The sequence below is a fragment of the Aquirufa sp. HETE-40SA genome (assembly GCF_054558635.1).
The window spans coordinates 169,291-187,090 of the sequence record NZ_JBPXKN010000002.1 but is presented as its reverse complement, the minus strand read 5'-3'; the positions used below and the strand labels follow the sequence as shown (position 1 = coordinate 187,090).

Below are 17,800 nucleotides of genomic sequence, written 5' to 3'. Positions count from 1 at the left end.
ATGATATATGAAAAATGTCGTTATTATAATTCATTTGGTGATTTCAATTTTAGTATCATTTCAAACTACCGCTCAAAGTTCAGAAAAACCTTTGCAAGGTAATTGGTCAAAAGGTCCCTCTGAAAGGTTCATTGGCGATGTTTGGGTAGAATATTTCATTAACGATTCGGAAAGTGACTTCCTTGCTTCTAGGGTTTTATTTGAACCTAAAGCTCGAAGCAATTGGCATAAACATACTGGCAAACAAATTATTTTTGGAGTGGATGGAGAAGGATATTTTAAAGAAAAGGGTAAGCCAATGATTCAACTAAAAAAGGGGGATTTAGTAGAAATTCTTCCTGGTGTCATTCATTCTCATGGTTCTTTAAATAAACAATTTATTCAAGGTGTCATGATGAATGGTATTTCAAAAAAAGAATCTACTGTGTGGCTGAATCCTGTTATAGAGGAAGAGTTGTACGAAAAATAATGGTTGAACATATCACTTATTAAGAGGAGCAGTAATCAAAAAGAGGTTATAAACTTCTTACAATTAAAAGGGTGATTAATTCTTTTAAAACCTAATCAACCAGAATGGACTTATATTTTTTGGAAGTATAGGGGTGGTGCTAAAACCGAAGCAGAACTACCTGATTTGATACAATTTCGATACAATTAGATTAACCAATATAATACCTACACTATTATATTTTGACGTTTTTGTCCGATTTGAGTTCAGTCAGATTTGTTTCATTCCCACCGTCCGGACCGCCAACTAAGAAAAAAGCTTCAAAGAAATTTGAAGCTTTTTTGTTTTCCATCAGGTAAGATTGAGTCTAGTAACGATCTCGTTAAAATCATCTTTTATAAATTCCCAATATTTACCCCTTAAGCAAATAGGGTTTAGGTCGTCATCCGCATATTCAAAATTGGTTAAATTTTTGATCACGGTATTATTGTCATGGGAATACGGATAGCGCTTTTCATGTAATGTTATCATTTGTGGGATACTGAACCGTGCAAGTAATTCATGTAAATCCCAGAAGTCTTTTTTCCTACCACCTCTTTGAATAACATCCATTTTCATCGCAATAATTTCTTCAATTGAAGCCATTCGAATGGTGTCAATTACAATAAAGGGTTGGATAAATGGGTCTGTATAAAAAACATCTAATTTGACGGAATGTTCTTTGTCTTCTCCTATAAAGTAGGCTTTTCCAAGAGCTGGAGGCATGGTTGAGGTCGCGACATAATTGAATCGCTGTCTCAAAGAATAATCAATTTGATCAAAGTCTATATCTCCATAGTTGATATCACTAAATAAATCGATATCGATTGATTCTCGGTGACCTATTTGTAAACTTAAAGCGGTACCACCTACTAAGCGAAAAGTATCAAAAATGGGGGTACTCATAACAATGAAAATGCTTTTTTTCAACAACTCATTTATCGTGTTGAAGTATAGCGTTTTCATCATTAGGTTTGGAATAAAGGGTATAGGGTGCTCCTGTTTGTTGTTTTAAGGCCTCAGTGATGATTGCAGCACCATAGAATTGCTTGATTTCATTTATCTCAAGCTCATTTCCTCGTTCAAATATGCGTCGAATAACCGCATTCTTTTGCTTATTCCAATCGATTTGACTGATATCCGTATCCCAAAATACTGATTTTCTGATATTGGCTATAGTAGGTGTAGTCGGCTTGATTTTTTTCTTCTCCTCCTGAATTTCAAAGTAGGTTTGTAGTAATGCCAAAGTCCCCTCTTCTAAATCGAGTTGTCGTTCAATTTTTAGAGCTAAAGCGGTATTTAAATTTCGCTTGCCTTTTGTGATAGCATTTAGTGTTTGTGGGTGCTCCCCGATAGATAGGGCAAAAGGGCGTTGAGAGAGTGCTCTTTTTTTTAATTCCCGTTTTAAAATAATCCCGGGATGGATGCCTTTAAATTTTGAAATGAAGGAGTTCATAATTCAAATGTAAACAAAATTGTTTACAAATGAATATTTTGGGAATAGTGATTTACACCACCAATAAGCCCATCTCCCTTAACTCCTCCACCGTTTCACCCTCCCAGAAAATGGTAAAGTCGCCTAAACCTGCTTTGGCATATTCCTTTTCAAACTCTTCAAATATCCAGGTTTTGTTTGGTCCCACCGAAATATGCCACAAGGTATTCAAAAGCCATGAACCCAATTTCTCTGGCACAAGCAATTCCACTTCATCTCTTCCCATACTCAATTGAAGGATGGATTTTCCTCGAGAGGTCTTGCCTAAAGTAGGAACTGGGCCGAGCCAACAAATTTTGGCATTGGGTTTAGGCAACGATTCTGCCGTAGGAGCTAGAATGCGCTTAATGTAGTTTTTAGGTATTTGCGTGCGGGGAATTTTGAAATCAAACCATTCCTGAAGCGGCATATCTAATCCGATGCCGTGCATATAATTGAACAAGGATTTCTTTAGGCCCTCACTAAACCGGGCATGATCTGTACCCGTTGGATCCTCATGCTCTAAATCGTTATTTGCGAAGCTTCCTGGTTCAGGATTTAAGATCTGTATCTGATAAGCATCCGGATTTAGACCTACGGGACTATGCGCCGTAAGAGCAAATTGATGCCAAAATCCCGAATGCATCACCCCATTCTCCACCAGCTGACGAACTACTTCCAGTGAATCTACTGTCTCTTGCGCGGTTTGGGTAGGGAATCCATACATCAAATAGGCATGAACTAAGATACCGGCCTGTGTAAAATGATCGGCAACTTGGGCCACCTGAGCCACGGTTACGCCTTTATCAATTAGTTCTAGCAATCGATCCGAAGCGACTTCTAAACCGCCCGAAACGGCTATACAGCCTGATCGAACGAGTAATTGGCATAAATCCTTCGTAAAACTCTTCTCAAATCGAATATTTGTCCACCAAACAACGGTCAAATCCCTGCGTATAATCTCTATCGCCACATCGCGCATCAAGGCCGGCGGTGCAGCTTCATCCACGAAATGAAAACCATTATTTCCCGTTTGTTGAATCATCGCCTCGATGCGATCTACTAACAGTTGAGCCGTGGTGGCCTCGTAATCTTTGATATAGGATAAAGAGATATCGCAGAACGTACATTTGCCCCAATAACACCCATGTGCCAGGGTCAATTTATTCCATCTACCATCGCTCCACAAGCGGTGCATCGGATTCGCGATCTCTATGACGGATAAGTAGTTGTCTATAGGTAAATCGGAGTAATCCGGAATACCCACATCCTTCTGCTTTACGTCAGCCTCTTTTGACCCATTTAGGTAAGTCACTACACCATCGAGGCAACAAAAAGTACGTTTTAAATCTTTTAATTCTCGCGAACCTTTTAAATGCTCCAGCAAATTCAATAAAGGTGTTTCCCCGTCATCTAGCGTGATAAAGTCGACATATTCAAACAAGCGCGGCTCTTGCAAGGAACGTAATTCCGTATTCGCATACCCGCCACCAAAGGCGACTTTGATCGTAGGATGGTGTTTTTTAATCCATTGCCCACAACGCAAAGCACTATATAAATTACCTGGAAACGGCGCGGTGATGGCGACTAGATTGGGTTTTTCGGCTTTGATTTTGGCATCTAATAATTCAACCAATAACTCGTCGATGTAAGTCAATGGCGCGTTCAATGCTTGGTTTAACTCCTGAAAACTCGAGGCTGATCTTCCTAGGCGCTCCGCATAGCGGCTAAACCCAAAATGCGGATCTACCGCATCAATAATTAAATCAGAAATATCTTCTAAGTAGAGCGTGGCTAAATGCCTCGCTTTATCCCGCACGCCCATGCTCCCAAAGGCCCATTCTAAATCTGTTACTTGCTGAAAGCGAGACGCTTCCGGCAAGTAGTTTTGCTCTGCAATGACGTGCGCAAGTGTGGGATTTTTATCGTGTAAAAAGGAAATGACCGGGTCAATAGTGCGAATGTAGGACTGCTTTAATCGCAGCATTCGCTCAGCGTTAGCGTTTAAATTTTTGCCTGAATCTTCAATGTGGGCAAATAACTGTTTGAGTCCTTCAGCGGAAAAAAGCTGCAGAATGACTTCTAAACCTAAATCAACCTGATAGGAAGCAATGTCTTTGGTATTCAAAAAACCCTTCAAATAGGCCGTCGCTGGGTAGGGCGTATTTAACTGGGTAAAAGGAGGGGTAATGAAAAATACCTTCGGGTCTTTTGAGCTCATGCGCCTCAAAAGTAATGAAAAGCGCTAAAACAAAAAACAGGCCATCTATTGATAGCCTGCTTTCTTTTTTTCTCTTTTTTCATCTTTTTTCTCCTTCGGAGTTTTAGCGGGTTCTTTCTTTGCCGCCTTTTGGGAATTCATGCCTTTGGCCATCTTATTGGGGTTTAGGAAGGCAAGGTCGGGAAATTATTTGAAATGTTTAATACTATTTTATTGAATCTTACTTATTTTAATCGCTTTCGCATTTGAATTATCGTTCGACTCTAAGTGTAGCATATAATTACCCCCATTTAAATGGCTAAGATCTATAATTTCGCCATTCAACACGGCTTGTTTTTTGTAATGTATCGATCCCGTCATATCCATGACTTTCACATGAGCTGTTTTTCCAAATTCAACAGGGAAATTTACCTTAAATCGATTTGAGAATGGATTAGGGGCAACTTGAACTTGTTCTAAAATGGTTTCTTCTGCGGAAGTGACCACTACATTATAGGGGCTACTAATTGTACTTTCACAAGGAGTAATCACTTTTACTGTATAATCACCACTCTTTGTAGGTACAATCGTTTTCTGTGTAGCATTATCTATTTTAACGTCATTAAAATACCATTGAATTCCAGTTGAAGCGCTTGAACTTAGACTTCCGTTCACGTCTAAGGTTATTGTAGGAGTAGGTGGTATGGGGTTAACCACAACGGTGACATTGGAACTAAAGGCGCTACTACAATCGCTGGTGTATGCTTTTACTTTATATACGCCTGATGCGGTAACCGTATAGGTAGTAGAGTTTGAGTTATTAATCGCATTTCCATTAAGGAACCATTGGTTATTAGGTGTTCCGTTACTTGTCAGAATTACATTATTACCTGCACAGAAAGTAAGTGAAGAGGAGTTAGAAACTGTTGGAGTTGCAACAACAGCTAATTTAGTTACTGATAAACTATCTGTTTTAGTTTCACAGCCTAAACTATCTACTTTCGTAATTAAGACTTTTTGTGTTTCAAGAAACGACTTAGCAGTTACGTTTAAGGTATCTATTTTTGTGCCAAAATACCAAACATATTTATCACCTTTCAGACTATTTGTAATGGACAATTTAAGTGTATCACTTGCGCAAAAGCTGTATTTTGTTGTGTTCAATATAGGCTTTGGTGCATTCTCGCAGAACAATTTAGTTGCGTAAGTTTTTATTTTTTCATCATACGTATCTATTGCAAAAACTTTATACGTCGCGTTCGCGAAGCTGCTTCCTTCTAACGGAATTCTAAAGCCAGTAATCGTAGTCTTGTTTTTCGAATTATCGTAGCTGTAGTTGATATTCTCATCAAACACAACTGTTTTTTTCAATACTTTATTGACATAAAGTTCATAGCCATATTTTAATCCACTTATGATATTTCCGTTTACACGATGTTCATTTAAATTGATATCTACAGAATTAGATAACGTTAATTCAAAACCCTTGAAATTTCCACCGTCTACTTTTGTTTCAGTAATAATGGAGAAAGGGAATGGGGCTATATTCTTTTTGCTTAAGATCATATCCACCTTTTTTAGGTAAATATCGTTTTGGACAGGTAGGGTAAACGGTACTGTATAACTCACTCCACTAGAATCAGGGATTGAAGAATTGAAACTCATGGTTAATAAGTGTTCAGTACTATTCACCTCAGTAGGATTTAAAAAGGGAGGATCGTAAGTAAATGGTTTACTATTTAATTGAGGTTCAGAGAAAAAAGGTTTGTGCGTAATTAATTTCCCTGCATCTTTTACGACAAATTTTTGTAAAAAACGGTAATCAAGACCTATATAGGCTGTATCACTGGGGAAAGTGGATTTTGAAAAATCATATAATGATACAAAACTATTTACGGGATTACCTTCAAAGGCGATTCTTGATTCACTAATCTTATAGTTACTTACAGGGGAATAATTTAAATCAGATTTTGTATAAACACTTAAGTAATCTGGTTGCCATGAGGTAAGTAATTCTAGTTTTCCATCCTTATCAATATCGTGCAGCGAATAGGTGTTTAATCCAGTAAACGATTCTAGACGCAATGTTTTTTCATTCACCTTTAATTCTCCATTATCATTAAACAAATTGAAATCAGAGCTTTTGATATTTTGAGGGTAATTGAAGTTTTCAATAGTTGCTAAATCAGTCAATTTATATTTACCCTGACTGTCCTGTTTGAAATAGTACAAGGTATTAATTTTGCCATTCCAACTTGGGTATTTTAAAAATTGCTTTATACCTCCCCCTTCTGGATAAGGCATGTTGCCTAATTGAGGGTAAATATCTGTTATCCCATCTCCATCTACATCGAGTAAATAAACCCTTCCGCTATTATCTAGTGAAAGCGTCTTATTTTCGTTATTGGAAAAGAATTCAGAGGTTACATTCGTTAAATTTTTGTTTACTACTTCATAAACCCTAAAATATTGCATGGTAGTCCCCTCATTAAAATTAGTTGTCCCTACTAATTTTTGTACAGGTGATCCATATTGATCACTATAATAGAACAATAATAAATTTCGATTTGATTTATTGGGCAATACTTTGACGTCCTTAGGCTCAATAGACCAATTAGGATCTTCTAAGAATTCGGCTGCATTAAAGATTTTCTTAAATGATACGGAATTTGTCTGAAAATTGAAATCCAAATAGCCAAACTCTCTGTCAGGTGTTAAGTTCGCCGTGAATGAATTTCCTTTTGAAATAGAGGTAAGAACCTCTTTTTCATTATCATTATCCATATTTAATGCATACAATACATTACCTTCTTGAATACCAAAGTTTCCAATACTATTAATGTCCATTATGTCTGCAAATAATGTTCCATTACCTTGGTTTTTGTAAACTATGATATTCTGAAAATTTGAATCGTAATTATTTGTAAAATTCTCTATGTTATTAAAGGTGTTTCTGGCTGAAATGACAATGTCTAAATCTCCATCACCATCAATATCAGTTGTGGAGCTAGCCTGCGGCCAAAGAAAGCGAACAACATCTTTCTTGATATTATCCGAATAAGTCAATTTTGTTTTAGTTACATCATTAATGACACCGTTGGTAATTTCATAGACTCTAGGGGTAAACCACAAAACATCATTGTCAAAATAATAGTCTTCAAACTTAGTAAAACCTTTAGATTGGTAATATAAATCAAAGTTATTTACACCTATTTGATACAAAGGCGTAGGGTCTTGAAATGTATAGTTAAATACATATTTTTTACTGCTCAATGAATCATAAACGACTTTTGTTCCGTCCGCAAGAATCACATCTTTTTTCTCCATTGTGAATTTATAATCTGATGCTATAGATCCTTTCAGGTAAACTCTAGGATTCCCAGCTGGAAGATCCCAGGCTCCATCTAAATATTCTTTCGCTCTCATCATGATGTCGAATTTCCCATCTAGATCATAATCTTCTAGTCTATTGCCAAAGTAATTTAATCCATCCAAACCTTCCGTTTGGTACATAATATGATTGTAGCCATTATTCGCTTGGTCTGGCATAAGATAGCGGAAGGTAGATGGCGAACTTCCGTTTCTGAAATTGTTTTGTGACGGTTGTGGAGTTACATTTTCAAGTACATCTACTACATTAAACGTTCTTTCAATAATGGTAAATGTATTATAACGGGTATTCGTAACTTTTATGGGAACGACTATTTTTTTGGTTTTAATGGTCTCAAAATCAATCGCGGCTTTAATAAATAATTTATTGCCTGATAATCCGATGAAGTCATTTGGCTCAACTAATGAAAAGGTAAAATCAGCAATTGAAATAGGACTACTAACAGAGATGGTATCTATGTTTGAATTAACTGCGGTATTTTCTTTTAGATCGATCAATTTTGAATTGAATTGAAAATCTACTGTAGGCTGTAAAAGTTGATCTGTATTATTCCCTGTGATTAATATCTCATTCTTTCCATCTTTGTCAAAATCGTGAAACATAAATTGACCATTAGAATAAGTTTCGTTTATTTTAATTGAATTTTGCTTACCTGTTGAATTGTCATCAGCATAACTAATTAAATTACCTAAACGCTTAATCTGGTATTTTGAATTAACTAAGTCGAAATATTGAAATCCGGTATAGTTATTCCAATAGCCATACCATCCTCCTGTTGGAAACCAGGAGTAATAAGCAGGATCATAGGTATTGAAGTAGGGGATTATCTCTAATTCTGGATCAGCGTCCATATTCACAAATTGAAAGTTGCCTCCGTTTTTGGAAGAGACTTTAATATTATTTGTTGTACCTTCAAAATAGGAGGATGTCTGATCTATAATACTCCCTGTTGATGTAATTTCGACTATTCTATAGTATTGCTGGGATGGGTGTGGGTTTTCATTGTCTACGGTTGAAAATTCTTTTGCAAAGCAAAAAACCACTTCTTGTGTGCCATTTTTATTGATATCTTCCGCATAAACGTCACTTAAAACATAGTTCAAGTAGTTGTCCTTTGAAGGATTATCGTTGTAAGGGACGAAGTCTTGTAATGCATTGAATGTAAAACCTTTATTCTTATTGTTTAAGGCATAAACAATACGATTTGGCTTTTTCTCTCCAGACATTTTTTCTAGACTAAAAATTAAGTCACCGTATCCATCATTATTGACATCCACTAAATAGGGTAGCATTGTTGAAATGCGTCTTTGAAATCCCTCTGACATAAAATCAGCGACATCTGAATTCAAAACCTTCGTTAACGAAAACTGGTAGTTTGTGTTTTCCATTCGCCAAACACCTTCGCTTACAACAATGATATCATTGTCTCCATCTTTTTCTATATCTCCCGCGCTTCCAAAAAGTGACGCGGATAAAGGAATGCCATCTGGTACTAGGTTTCTTTTATCTACTAATTTCCCATTAGATATTTCATAAAAAGTTAATTTCTTTAAATACATTAACTTGTTGTAGGAGGAAGCAGTATCCCCTTTAAAATCAATGTTATCGACTAATCCTGCTGATGCAGCAAATTGAGGAAGAAGGGGGTCAGGGGATTGATGGTATCCTTCACCCCATCCTATTATTTCTTTTTTGCCATCATTGTTTAAATCAATAATTGAAGCCCGATTTACATTGTGAAACATGCTTGCTGGCTGACTATTAGGATATGACATATTCTCATTGTCATTTCTGATGTTGAAGGTATTGTCTGTATTCTTTGTTAAGTACTTGTATAAAGGAATATACATTCCCCCTGTGTTGAAAAAATTGCCATTGTAAAAGGCATTATTTGTAGCTAGTATAAAATCATCAATTTTGTCATTATTTAGATCATCGAAAATTAAGAAGGGACTATAGCTAAATGGCATAATCATGTTATAGTTGAAATTCCCCTTTTGATTGGCATAATTAGAGACTAAATTTCTTGGAAGTATTTGACGCTTATAAGTCCCATTATTGACTAAGTAGTAATCTTGATTTGATGCTTTATTAAAAACATAGACCTTATTCGATATTCCTGGTTTTTTTCTGGAACTTATATAGAGTATCGGATGAAATTCATTTCCAGTGGCCTCTTTTGCTGCAAGTATGTCAATGGTGAATCTAGATCCAGTTACGCCGTCTTTTCCTCTTTTAATTACCGCATTGCTTGTTTGAAGAAAATTATTGAAAAAGGGATAATCTGGGGTTGTTGAAATATAAAGGTCTAGCCCATTTAGGCTTACATCTGAAATGTCTAATTCGACAGCGCTTTGATTATAAAGCGTTAGATTTGATGGGTTTTGGCCATTGATTAAAATTTTATCAGAAGCGAAAGTAACCTTGTAAGTTGTTCCAAAATCGACTGAAGCATTTTGTCCAAAACAAGTTATAGCGACCAAAGAAAGGGTAGTAACTGCGAAAAACGTAATTAGTTTCATGATCATGAATTTGAATGATTACGTCGAATTTAATTATCCGAATAAAAAAATCCGAGAACAATTTATTTAATGGTATCTCTTTATTTATTCTACTTTATTCCCTAACATTGAACACTAAACCTATGAAAATGAAAAACTTAATCGTATGCTTATGCCTATGCTTTAGCTTGGGCATTCAGGCGCAAACTAAGCCATTGCGTATTATCTTTATTGGAGCTCACCCAGATGATTGTGATATAAAAGGGGGCGGTACAGCAGCCTTGTTTGTAGAAATGGGTCACCAAGTGAAGTTTTTATCCGTTACCAATGGGGATGCAGGTCACCAGTCTCAGGGAGGCGGAATGTTAGCTAAACGTCGGATTGCGGAAACGAAGGAAGTGGCTAAGCGTTTGGGGGTTTCGTATGATGTGTTAGATAATCACGATGGGGAGTTGTTACCCACTTTAGAAATTCGATTGCAAATTATTCGTAAAATCAGGGAATGGAAGGCGGATGTTGTCATTGCTCCTCGGTCTAATGATTACCATCCTGATCATCGCTATACGGGCGTTTTAGTGCAGGATGCCGCCTTTATGGTGGGAGTTCCCAATGTCGCTCCAGACATAGAACCTTTGCGAAAAAATCCAGTCTTCTTATATTTTCAAGATAATTTCAAAAAGCCCAATCCTTTTCAAGCCGATATTGCTGTCGATATCACACCAGTGATTGAAAAGAAAATAGCCGGATTAGATGCGCATCAATCGCAGTTTTATGAGTGGTTGCCTTGGGTAGGAAATTATGAAGAAGAGGTTCCCAAAGACCCATCGAAATACAAGGCTTACTTGTTGCAAAAGCGGGTTTCGAAGCCTAATCAAGAAGTGCAAAAGTCCCTCGAAAAATGGTATGGAGCGACTCGTGCAGCTAAAGCGCTTTATGCGGAGGCCTTTGAAATTTGTGAATATGGCACGCAACCTACTGAAGCCGATATTCGAAGATTGTTTCCTATGTTAAAAGCGGATTAAATCCACTCGAGTATCACTTTGGCTGTTTTCTCAAAATCCTCATCGAGCATTAAATCGTGTGACCCGCCTTCGATGATTTCGAGTTTTGCAGCGTAGCGATTAGCTGTTTGGGCGAACTCCTTTACTGTTATCAATTGATCTTGTGAGCCGCCGATTACTAACAATGGTGTGGTGATTTTATGGGAAATGGGAACAACTAAACCGAGGAAGGCGAGGAAGGATTCTGCACACATAAAGGGTGAGAATCGATCTGCGATTTTGGGATCATTAAACATGAGTAGTGGATACTTGCGAAAAACGCCTATTAGGTCACCTGTGAACAAATAAGGGAGAGTACCTAAGTGCTTAAAAATCACTCGAAGACTAGCGAATAAAGCACCTGTAGGAGGTACAGATGACATCAAAATGGCCTTTTTGCAGGAACCTGTTTTCAGAAAGCGTTGCAGAATCATTCCGCCCATAGAATGACCGATAATGATAGGAGGGTGATCTAATTTTGCTACGGCCTGATGCAGCGCTTGAACATACTCGTTTAAAGCATACGAAATGCGCTGTGTACTTCCCGGCGTTTCATGGCCAGGAAGATTAATTGCGATGCAGTTATACCCTAATTTCTCAAAATAAGGGATAAAATGTTCTTCCCAGCACCAAGCGCCGTGGCACATACCATGAACGAACACAATCGTCTCTTTCATTAGACCGCAGATTTGCTAACGTAATCTTTAGGCAAATGCTTTTTCAATTGTTTTACAAATAAATGAAAATCAACCGTGATCGTGTGTCGTGGTGTTTTGATTTGATGGAGGTGTGGATGGGTGACCTCTCTTTGGCATAATTCAGCAATATTTTCTGGTCTTTTCCAAAGCCCTTTAATCGCCCTCGCCGCAATTTTACTTTGCAATTCTGAACCCGGCCAAATGCAACCTAAAGGCTGGAACATGCCTACAAAATACAGATTGTCATATTTTTCATGCAACATTTTCAAATATAAAGGCACATCTCCTTCACTATAATTCAGGAAGTCTTTTCGGAAAAAGGGATGCTCTAAAATATACCCAGTGCAGGCAATAATGGTATCAAATTCTTCTACTGATCCATCTTTAAAATGAACGTTTTTGCCTTCAAAATGATCGATATCGGGCTTAGGGAATACCTTGCCGTGCCTTACTTTATACAATAATTCTTCATTGATCGTGGGATGCGTACCTGTGATAGCATGCTCAGGCTCAGGAAGTCCATAATTTTCATTCGATCCTGAGAAAATCTTAACGGATAATTCCGATAAGAAAAATTTCAGACGCGTAGGTAGCCAAGCTAACCCTGAAGCCACTACATCACTTGGTTTTCCAAACAAAAACTTAGGCACAATCCGGTAGCCTCTTCTCCAGCTAATACTCGTTTTTTTGCTCACACGACTCGTCTCTACCGCCACATCGCAGGCTGAATTGCCGCCTCCAATGACTAATATGCGTTGATCGCGAAATGGTTCGGCTTTTTTGAATTCATGTGAATGCATCAAATTGCCAGTAAACTCGCCTGGATAATAGGGCATTCTAGGCAGCCAATGGTGGCCATTACATACTACAAGGTGGGTAAATGTTTCGGTTTTTTCGATGCCATTATGCTCTGTTTTCACTACCCAATTTTGGGCTTCATCCAGCTCACACGATTTCACTAACGTGCTGAATTGAATGTGTGGATATAGATTGAAATGGGCTGTATAAGCTTGAAAATAACGTCTCAATTGATCGTGTGATGGATAATCTGGCATCCCTTTTTCAAAGTCATCGAACGTAAAATCTTCGTATTGCGATAGGGTTTTCGAACTAATGATGTGCGTCGTCTCAAAAACACTGGAGTGCCCCGTTTTCTCATTATAGACCCAGTTACCTCCTACTTGGGTATTGAATTCGTAACAAATTGTCTCCAGGCCTTGATCTACTAGGTTTTTCAATGCGGTGATTCCGGAAGGGCCGGCACCGATTACGCACACTTTTTGCATCATTTATTCTCTTTTGCCAAATATAATAAATTGCTTTCTCTAAAAAAGCATCGATTCAAAGTCAATGACGGAAAGAGTAATGCTTATTTAGATAAATTGGATCCTCGGAAAGTATTGATTTTTAAAATTGAATGGTTCTCTTTTTGGTAAAATGGAATAAGTGACTTTGATTATAAATGATTTATTCGTGTCTTTGGTAAATAAATCTCAGATTTATCAAGTCAAATTCAAGTCGACTTTTAGAATTTGGTGATTCCTAAAGGCGCTTGTTTAGGATAGGGTTTTAAAATAAAGGCAATAAATAGTAGTCAATAGATGGAAATTTTCTCAATCATTATCGAACAATTCAAAGGTTTTCTGAATTACCGGGGTCTAGTAGAGCTTATTCAAAAAGGGGATTATACTATTTTTCAGACCTATGATGGGATCGTACAATTGATCGCACCCTTACTTCCCGCAATATTACTTATCGAGTTTTTCAGGGGAGTGATTTTTTCCAAACTGAAGCTAGTGGATTACAAGATTTCCTTTTTCACCTACGTATTTAATTCGGTCATTGGTCGATTTATTTCGATCGGGATGATCATGTATTGCATTGGATTATTAGAGGGTAAATCCTTGTGGATTTTGCCTATGAATGCTTGGGGTTTTGTTTTAGGCTATGTTGCTTGGGAATTTGGTCATTTTTGGTACCATTTCTTGGCGCACAAAGTGCGCTTATTTTGGTGTTTACATTCCACACATCATGCTCCTTCTTCTATGAATTTGTCCATATCGTGGGCACACTTCTTTTTAGAAGGGCCCTATGCTGACATAATTCGAACGTCCATTTGTATGGTTTTAGGTGTGCCGCCAGTCATGCTTTTTGCTATTATGTTTATTGATGGCACTTGGGGTACATTTATACATATAGGAGATACTGTGATCAAAAAGGCAGATTTAGGAGTTTTGGGAAGATTCATTTTGACCCCCTCTCATCACCGCGTACATCATGCGAAGAACCTGAACTATATGGATACCAATTATTGCAATTTGTTAAATATTTGGGATCGTATTTTCAAAACCTACCAACCAGAATTAGCAGAGGAAAAAGTGGTTTATGGGATTACACGTGAAGTAGACCCTGGAAATTTTAGTGATGCTTACTTCGGAGAAATTGTCCTATTAGCTAAAGATATTTATCAAGCTCCCGGATTACTAAATAAAGTAAAATACCTCTTTATGCCACCCGGATGGTCTCATACGGGTGATCATAAAACGGTTAAGGCCATGCGCGCTTCTCAGATTACGGCTCATTCATAGCAATCCATCCCTATCGGCGCACCATCCGGAATCGCCGGCGTCTGCATCGGTTTCCAATCGGCTGGATTCGCTTTGAATTGATCTATGGTTTGTACGAGATAGGCCGCATAGGCGCCTGTTTTCTTGCTGTAGACATTCCGGACGTTTTTTACAGAAGAGGCTACATCTGCTGCAGCTAAAGGAGAAATAGTAGGCGCGTTCAACACATTTAATAGCGAAGAAACAACTTTAAAATTGATGGTCTCCTGCGTGGCTTGTAAATAAAGATCTGAATGGGAAGTAAATAGAGTGGCCTGCAATAAAGCATTCAAAGTCTCTGCAACCCCTAGTTGCTGCGCATTCACCGCTTTATTGCCCGCTAATCGCGAAAGGCGATCTGGATGCAATAAGAAGTCCAACGTAAAATCTGCTGCTGATTCCACAGCTCCGAATGGATCAAAGGTGATACCCGTCTTCCCTTTAAAGGACTCCCGTGTACGTTCATTGTTGAAGGCACGGGGAGGGAATAAGGCTAATTTTTCTTTTGGGATCGCTAGTGTGCGTGCATCCAAAGTCAGGGTAACCGCTTTTAACGCTTGCGTTTGTAAGGCCACTGAAGCTGGTTCCAGGACTAATTCCTTGCCACCTCTCACCGCGTAATTGTACTCGGATCCGCCTATGATTTTTGTGGTCGCTTCCGTCTGGTAGCGATGTAAGAAATACAAGGGAACGAAGACGTCCTCTAAGTGGGAATAGGTCTCGTTCGGTCGGATGTTGTTAACGGAGAAGTTGGCGATGGCCTTTTTGCGGACTTGCAAAATGTGCTGAAGTTCATCTACAATCGTTTTTCCATTGTCCCAAAGGTGGGCATAAATATGCGCTCCACCCGGGTTGCGGGCGTCGGAGTCGGTGATGAAGCGAAGACCTTTGGCATAAGCTTTATCTATTACTTGATTTAATTCAGCTGTCGTTTTGTGGTCACCATAGGCATAGTCAACGGATACTTTGTCCCAATCGCCTATTTTCGTGTCATAGGCATGGCTGAAGTCCATTTGATCGCCTTTGAAATCGATCTGTGGATGGGGATAATCCATCACACTGGTATTCTCGCGGGCACTAGCCGCATAATTATGAGCAAAGCCTATCGTATGGCCTATTTCATGCGCCGAGAGTTGTCTAATGCGGGCCAAAGCCATCGCCATCATCGGTCCATTCGCTGAGCCATCAACCGCAAAAGGGGCGTTCATTAACGCCTGCGCAATCAAGAAATCTTGGCGGATTCTCAGGCTACCTAAACTCACGTGACCTTTCATGATTTCTCCCGTGCGAGGGTCTGTTATGCTAGAGCCATAGCTCCATCCGCGCGTGGAACGGTGCACCCATTGGATCACATGGTAGCGCACATCCATCGGATCTGCGTCTTCTGGCATTAATTTGACTTGGAAAGCATCTTTGTAACCGATGGCTTCGAATGCCTGGTTCCACCAGCGGCCACCTTCCATCAAGGCAGAGCGAACTGGTTCCGGAGTGCCGTTATCTAAGTAATAGATGATCGGTTTAACTGCCTCGCTGACCGCTGCTTTCGGGTCTTTTTTCTCCAAACGGTGGCGTGTAATCCACTGCTTCAATACCACCTCATTGACCGGCGAAGAATAGTCTTGGAACGAGATCGCATTCGCTCCTGAACGGGCATCAAATAAACGCGGGGTGTACTTATTGTCTGGTAATTCAATGAAGGAATGGTGCTCTACCACTGTCACATAATCCGCATTTGGTGCTACAGAACGAATTTCTGCCCCTGTGCCATTGCCGGCAAAAGTCAGACGCGCCTCGAATTCGGTGTTTTTTGGGAAGGATTTTGTGCGTTCTAATGCCAAAGAACTTTTGGACTTATCTAAACTATACGACCCCTGTTTCGCCTGCGTCAAGCGCTTTAATACCCCATGTGCATCTTGCATCAGGAAATCGGTGATGTCGATTAAATAGGCACCATCAGAGGCGCTCTCGATTTTAAATCCGTACAATACGGACTTTGCGAAGGCCTGCTGCACGGATAATTTCTCCAAAGGATTACTTGTATTCGCCCGATATTGAGTGTTAGGCTGTACTAAGAAGATTTTGTTTCCTTGTTTCTCGAAGAAAACTACCTGCTCGTTTCCGAGTTGACCGCGGTCTAAGCCCAAGTCATTGTTTCCTACGCCTTGCGCGAGGGAATAGGTATAAAGAAACTCTTCGTTGAGTTTTTTGACCTCTAAAAAGATCTTATCGTTTGACTCGTCGTAATAGAAGTTGAAATAACCCGTGTGGGCTTTCATTGATTTGACTTTCTCCGCGATTTGGGCGGTTGCGCTAAGGCTAATTAGGACGAATAGGAGTAGCAGTTTTTTCATATCCCAATTTAGACATTTACGCGAAAAAGAAAAAGCCCGAATAAATTCGAGCTTTCAAAATTACCAGCGATCTAATCCTAGAATCTTTTTGCCTAATGCATTCAGTCTAGCCGTTTCGTATTTCGTTTGTTCCCATTTGCGCGGATCACCTGGAAAGGCATAGCCCTCTGGAGCGATGCGATCACGCCATGAGTTTACGCGCCATTCTTTTAACGACTCGTTGTCTTCTTCCGCTGGCATCATGGAGATATATTGTGCACAACGCACTTGGTCACTATTATTCGCTCGGATACCATGTGGCTGTAAGCTATTGAAAATTAATAGATCACCAGCTTCAAGTGTCACTTTAGTAGGTGTAAATGCTGAGGTGTCAGGAAGAAAACGATTACGGTCTTCTGGTTGCGTTAATTTCCATGTGTCATAGTTTCGGAATAATTCTGGGATGCATTGGAAGCCTCCCATATTCTCGTCTAATTGATCTGCCAAAGCTAAAACGCCTTGGACATTCACTGGCTTTGTTTCCGGATCATAATCCCAGTGAATAAAAGCCTTGTATTCGTGGCCTGGACGTATAGGGAAATTCAAATTCGCTCTATCAATGGTTACCCATAATTTCTCGGTACCCCAAATATCCGCAAATGCATCGCATACCCGCTGCGTCGACCGATTATCCCATTGCAATTGGCTATTATAACATTCTACCATTCCGGTGTTTGCGAGCTCCTTCATTTTCATTTCAGCGCGTGGTGCGGTATACCAAGTAGATGGATCATTGGGATCTTTTTCCTCAAACTCATATAAAAATGCGGCCGTTTTTAAGGCTTGCTCGCGCGACACGGCCTGCTTAATAATCACATAACCATTATGCTTCCAAAAGGCCCAATCTTCCTCGCTTAACACACGTAGTGGTTCGCCGTTTGAACGGTCATTTAATTTGATCGTACTACTTTTAGCAGTGGATGGATTGCCCGGAATATCGTAGTGGCCGTTGTTAGGGATGTCAGTTTTCATAGGTTCTTGTTTATGTTCCAAAGGTAGATTCTGTAAGTCAC

Annotated in this window: 11 protein-coding genes; 3 read left to right on the top strand and 8 right to left on the bottom strand. The window is 39.1% G+C overall.

The annotated features are described in order from the left end of the window. Nucleotides 1–7: 7 nt before the first annotated feature. On the top strand, nucleotides 8–469 hold the full coding sequence (locus tag ACRZ9O_RS06125; protein ID WP_459457380.1) for a cupin domain-containing protein: 462 nt from the start codon (nucleotides 8–10) through the stop codon (nucleotides 467–469). A gap of 330 nt (nucleotides 470–799) precedes the next feature. Here the strand turns inward: ACRZ9O_RS06125 and ACRZ9O_RS06120 are convergent, their stop codons facing one another. The 4 genes from ACRZ9O_RS06120 to ACRZ9O_RS06105 all read right to left on the bottom strand — a co-directional run bounded on the left by ACRZ9O_RS06120 (nucleotide 800) and on the right by ACRZ9O_RS06105 (nucleotide 10,074). After that, nucleotides 800–1,456 (bottom strand): nucleotidyl transferase AbiEii/AbiGii toxin family protein, encoded by a 657-nt coding sequence (locus tag ACRZ9O_RS06120; RefSeq protein WP_459457379.1) that lies wholly within the window; start codon nucleotides 1,454–1,456, stop codon nucleotides 800–802. Beyond that, nucleotides 1,422–1,943, bottom strand: a complete 522-nt coding sequence (locus ACRZ9O_RS06115; RefSeq protein WP_459457377.1) for a helix-turn-helix transcriptional regulator — start codon at nucleotides 1,941–1,943, stop codon at nucleotides 1,422–1,424. Before ACRZ9O_RS06115 ends, ACRZ9O_RS06120 begins: the two co-directional genes overlap by 35 nt. Before the next feature lie 52 nt (nucleotides 1,944–1,995). After that, complete coding sequence (locus ACRZ9O_RS06110; protein ID WP_459457375.1) at nucleotides 1,996–4,182, bottom strand: B12-binding domain-containing radical SAM protein; 2,187 nt, start codon at nucleotides 4,180–4,182, stop codon at nucleotides 1,996–1,998. A gap of 210 nt (nucleotides 4,183–4,392) precedes the next feature. Further along, nucleotides 4,393–10,074 carry a T9SS type A sorting domain-containing protein gene (locus tag ACRZ9O_RS06105; protein ID WP_459457373.1) on the bottom strand — a complete coding sequence of 1,894 codons (5,682 nt, stop codon included), beginning with the start codon at nucleotides 10,072–10,074 and terminating at the stop codon, nucleotides 4,393–4,395. 128 nt (nucleotides 10,075–10,202) lie between these two features. Here ACRZ9O_RS06105 and ACRZ9O_RS06100 point away from each other — a divergent pair, with 128 nt between their 5' ends. After that, complete coding sequence (locus ACRZ9O_RS06100; protein ID WP_459457372.1) at nucleotides 10,203–11,075, top strand: PIG-L deacetylase family protein; 873 nt, start codon at nucleotides 10,203–10,205, stop codon at nucleotides 11,073–11,075. On the opposite strand, the gene ACRZ9O_RS06095 is transcribed toward ACRZ9O_RS06100, so the two are convergent. Then, nucleotides 11,072–11,770 (bottom strand): alpha/beta hydrolase, encoded by a 699-nt coding sequence (locus tag ACRZ9O_RS06095; RefSeq protein ID WP_459457371.1) that lies wholly within the window; start codon nucleotides 11,768–11,770, stop codon nucleotides 11,072–11,074. The two genes, ACRZ9O_RS06100 and ACRZ9O_RS06095, sit on opposite strands and share 4 nt — an antisense overlap. After that, on the bottom strand, nucleotides 11,770–13,080 hold the full coding sequence (locus tag ACRZ9O_RS06090; protein WP_459457369.1) for a flavin-containing monooxygenase: 1,311 nt from the start codon (nucleotides 13,078–13,080) through the stop codon (nucleotides 11,770–11,772). Before ACRZ9O_RS06090 ends, ACRZ9O_RS06095 begins: the two co-directional genes overlap by 1 nt. Before the next feature lie 312 nt (nucleotides 13,081–13,392). On the opposite strand from ACRZ9O_RS06090, the gene ACRZ9O_RS06085 reads away from it, so the two are divergent. Continuing rightward, nucleotides 13,393–14,379: a sterol desaturase family protein gene (locus ACRZ9O_RS06085; RefSeq protein ID WP_459457367.1), complete on the top strand. Its 987-nt coding sequence runs from the start codon at nucleotides 13,393–13,395 to the stop codon at nucleotides 14,377–14,379. On the opposite strand, the gene ACRZ9O_RS06080 is transcribed toward ACRZ9O_RS06085, so the two are convergent. Together ACRZ9O_RS06080 and ACRZ9O_RS06075 are read right to left on the bottom strand one after the other, a co-directional pair. Then, a complete protein-coding gene (locus ACRZ9O_RS06080; RefSeq protein WP_459457365.1) occupies nucleotides 14,370–16,748 on the bottom strand; it encodes a zinc-dependent metalloprotease in 2,379 nt (792 codons plus the stop codon). The genes ACRZ9O_RS06085 and ACRZ9O_RS06080 overlap by 10 nt on opposite strands. A gap of 60 nt (nucleotides 16,749–16,808) precedes the next feature. Beyond that, complete coding sequence (locus ACRZ9O_RS06075; protein ID WP_459457363.1) at nucleotides 16,809–17,759, bottom strand: phytanoyl-CoA dioxygenase family protein; 951 nt, start codon at nucleotides 17,757–17,759, stop codon at nucleotides 16,809–16,811. Nucleotides 17,760–17,800: the final 41 nt, after the last annotated feature.

Bases quoted from the DNA above. Each gene is read 5' to 3' on its own strand.
- ACRZ9O_RS06125 (WP_459457380.1), top strand. From the start codon at position 8: ATGAAAAATGTCGTTATTATAATTCATTTGGTGATTTCAATTTTAGTA.
- ACRZ9O_RS06120 (WP_459457379.1), bottom strand. From the start codon at position 1,456: ATGATGAAAACGCTATACTTCAACACGATAAATGAGTTGTTGAAAAAA.
- ACRZ9O_RS06115 (WP_459457377.1), bottom strand. From the start codon at position 1,943: ATGAACTCCTTCATTTCAAAATTTAAAGGCATCCATCCCGGGATTATT.
- ACRZ9O_RS06110 (WP_459457375.1), bottom strand. From the start codon at position 4,182: ATGAGCTCAAAAGACCCGAAGGTATTTTTCATTACCCCTCCTTTTACC.
- ACRZ9O_RS06105 (WP_459457373.1), bottom strand. From the start codon at position 10,074: ATGAAACTAATTACGTTTTTCGCAGTTACTACCCTTTCTTTGGTCGCT.
- ACRZ9O_RS06100 (WP_459457372.1), top strand. From the start codon at position 10,203: ATGAAAAACTTAATCGTATGCTTATGCCTATGCTTTAGCTTGGGCATT.
- ACRZ9O_RS06095 (WP_459457371.1), bottom strand. From the start codon at position 11,770: ATGAAAGAGACGATTGTGTTCGTTCATGGTATGTGCCACGGCGCTTGG.
- ACRZ9O_RS06090 (WP_459457369.1), bottom strand. From the start codon at position 13,080: ATGATGCAAAAAGTGTGCGTAATCGGTGCCGGCCCTTCCGGAATCACC.
- ACRZ9O_RS06085 (WP_459457367.1), top strand. From the start codon at position 13,393: ATGGAAATTTTCTCAATCATTATCGAACAATTCAAAGGTTTTCTGAAT.
- ACRZ9O_RS06080 (WP_459457365.1), bottom strand. From the start codon at position 16,748: ATGAAAAAACTGCTACTCCTATTCGTCCTAATTAGCCTTAGCGCAACC.
- ACRZ9O_RS06075 (WP_459457363.1), bottom strand. From the start codon at position 17,759: ATGAAAACTGACATCCCTAACAACGGCCACTACGATATTCCGGGCAAT.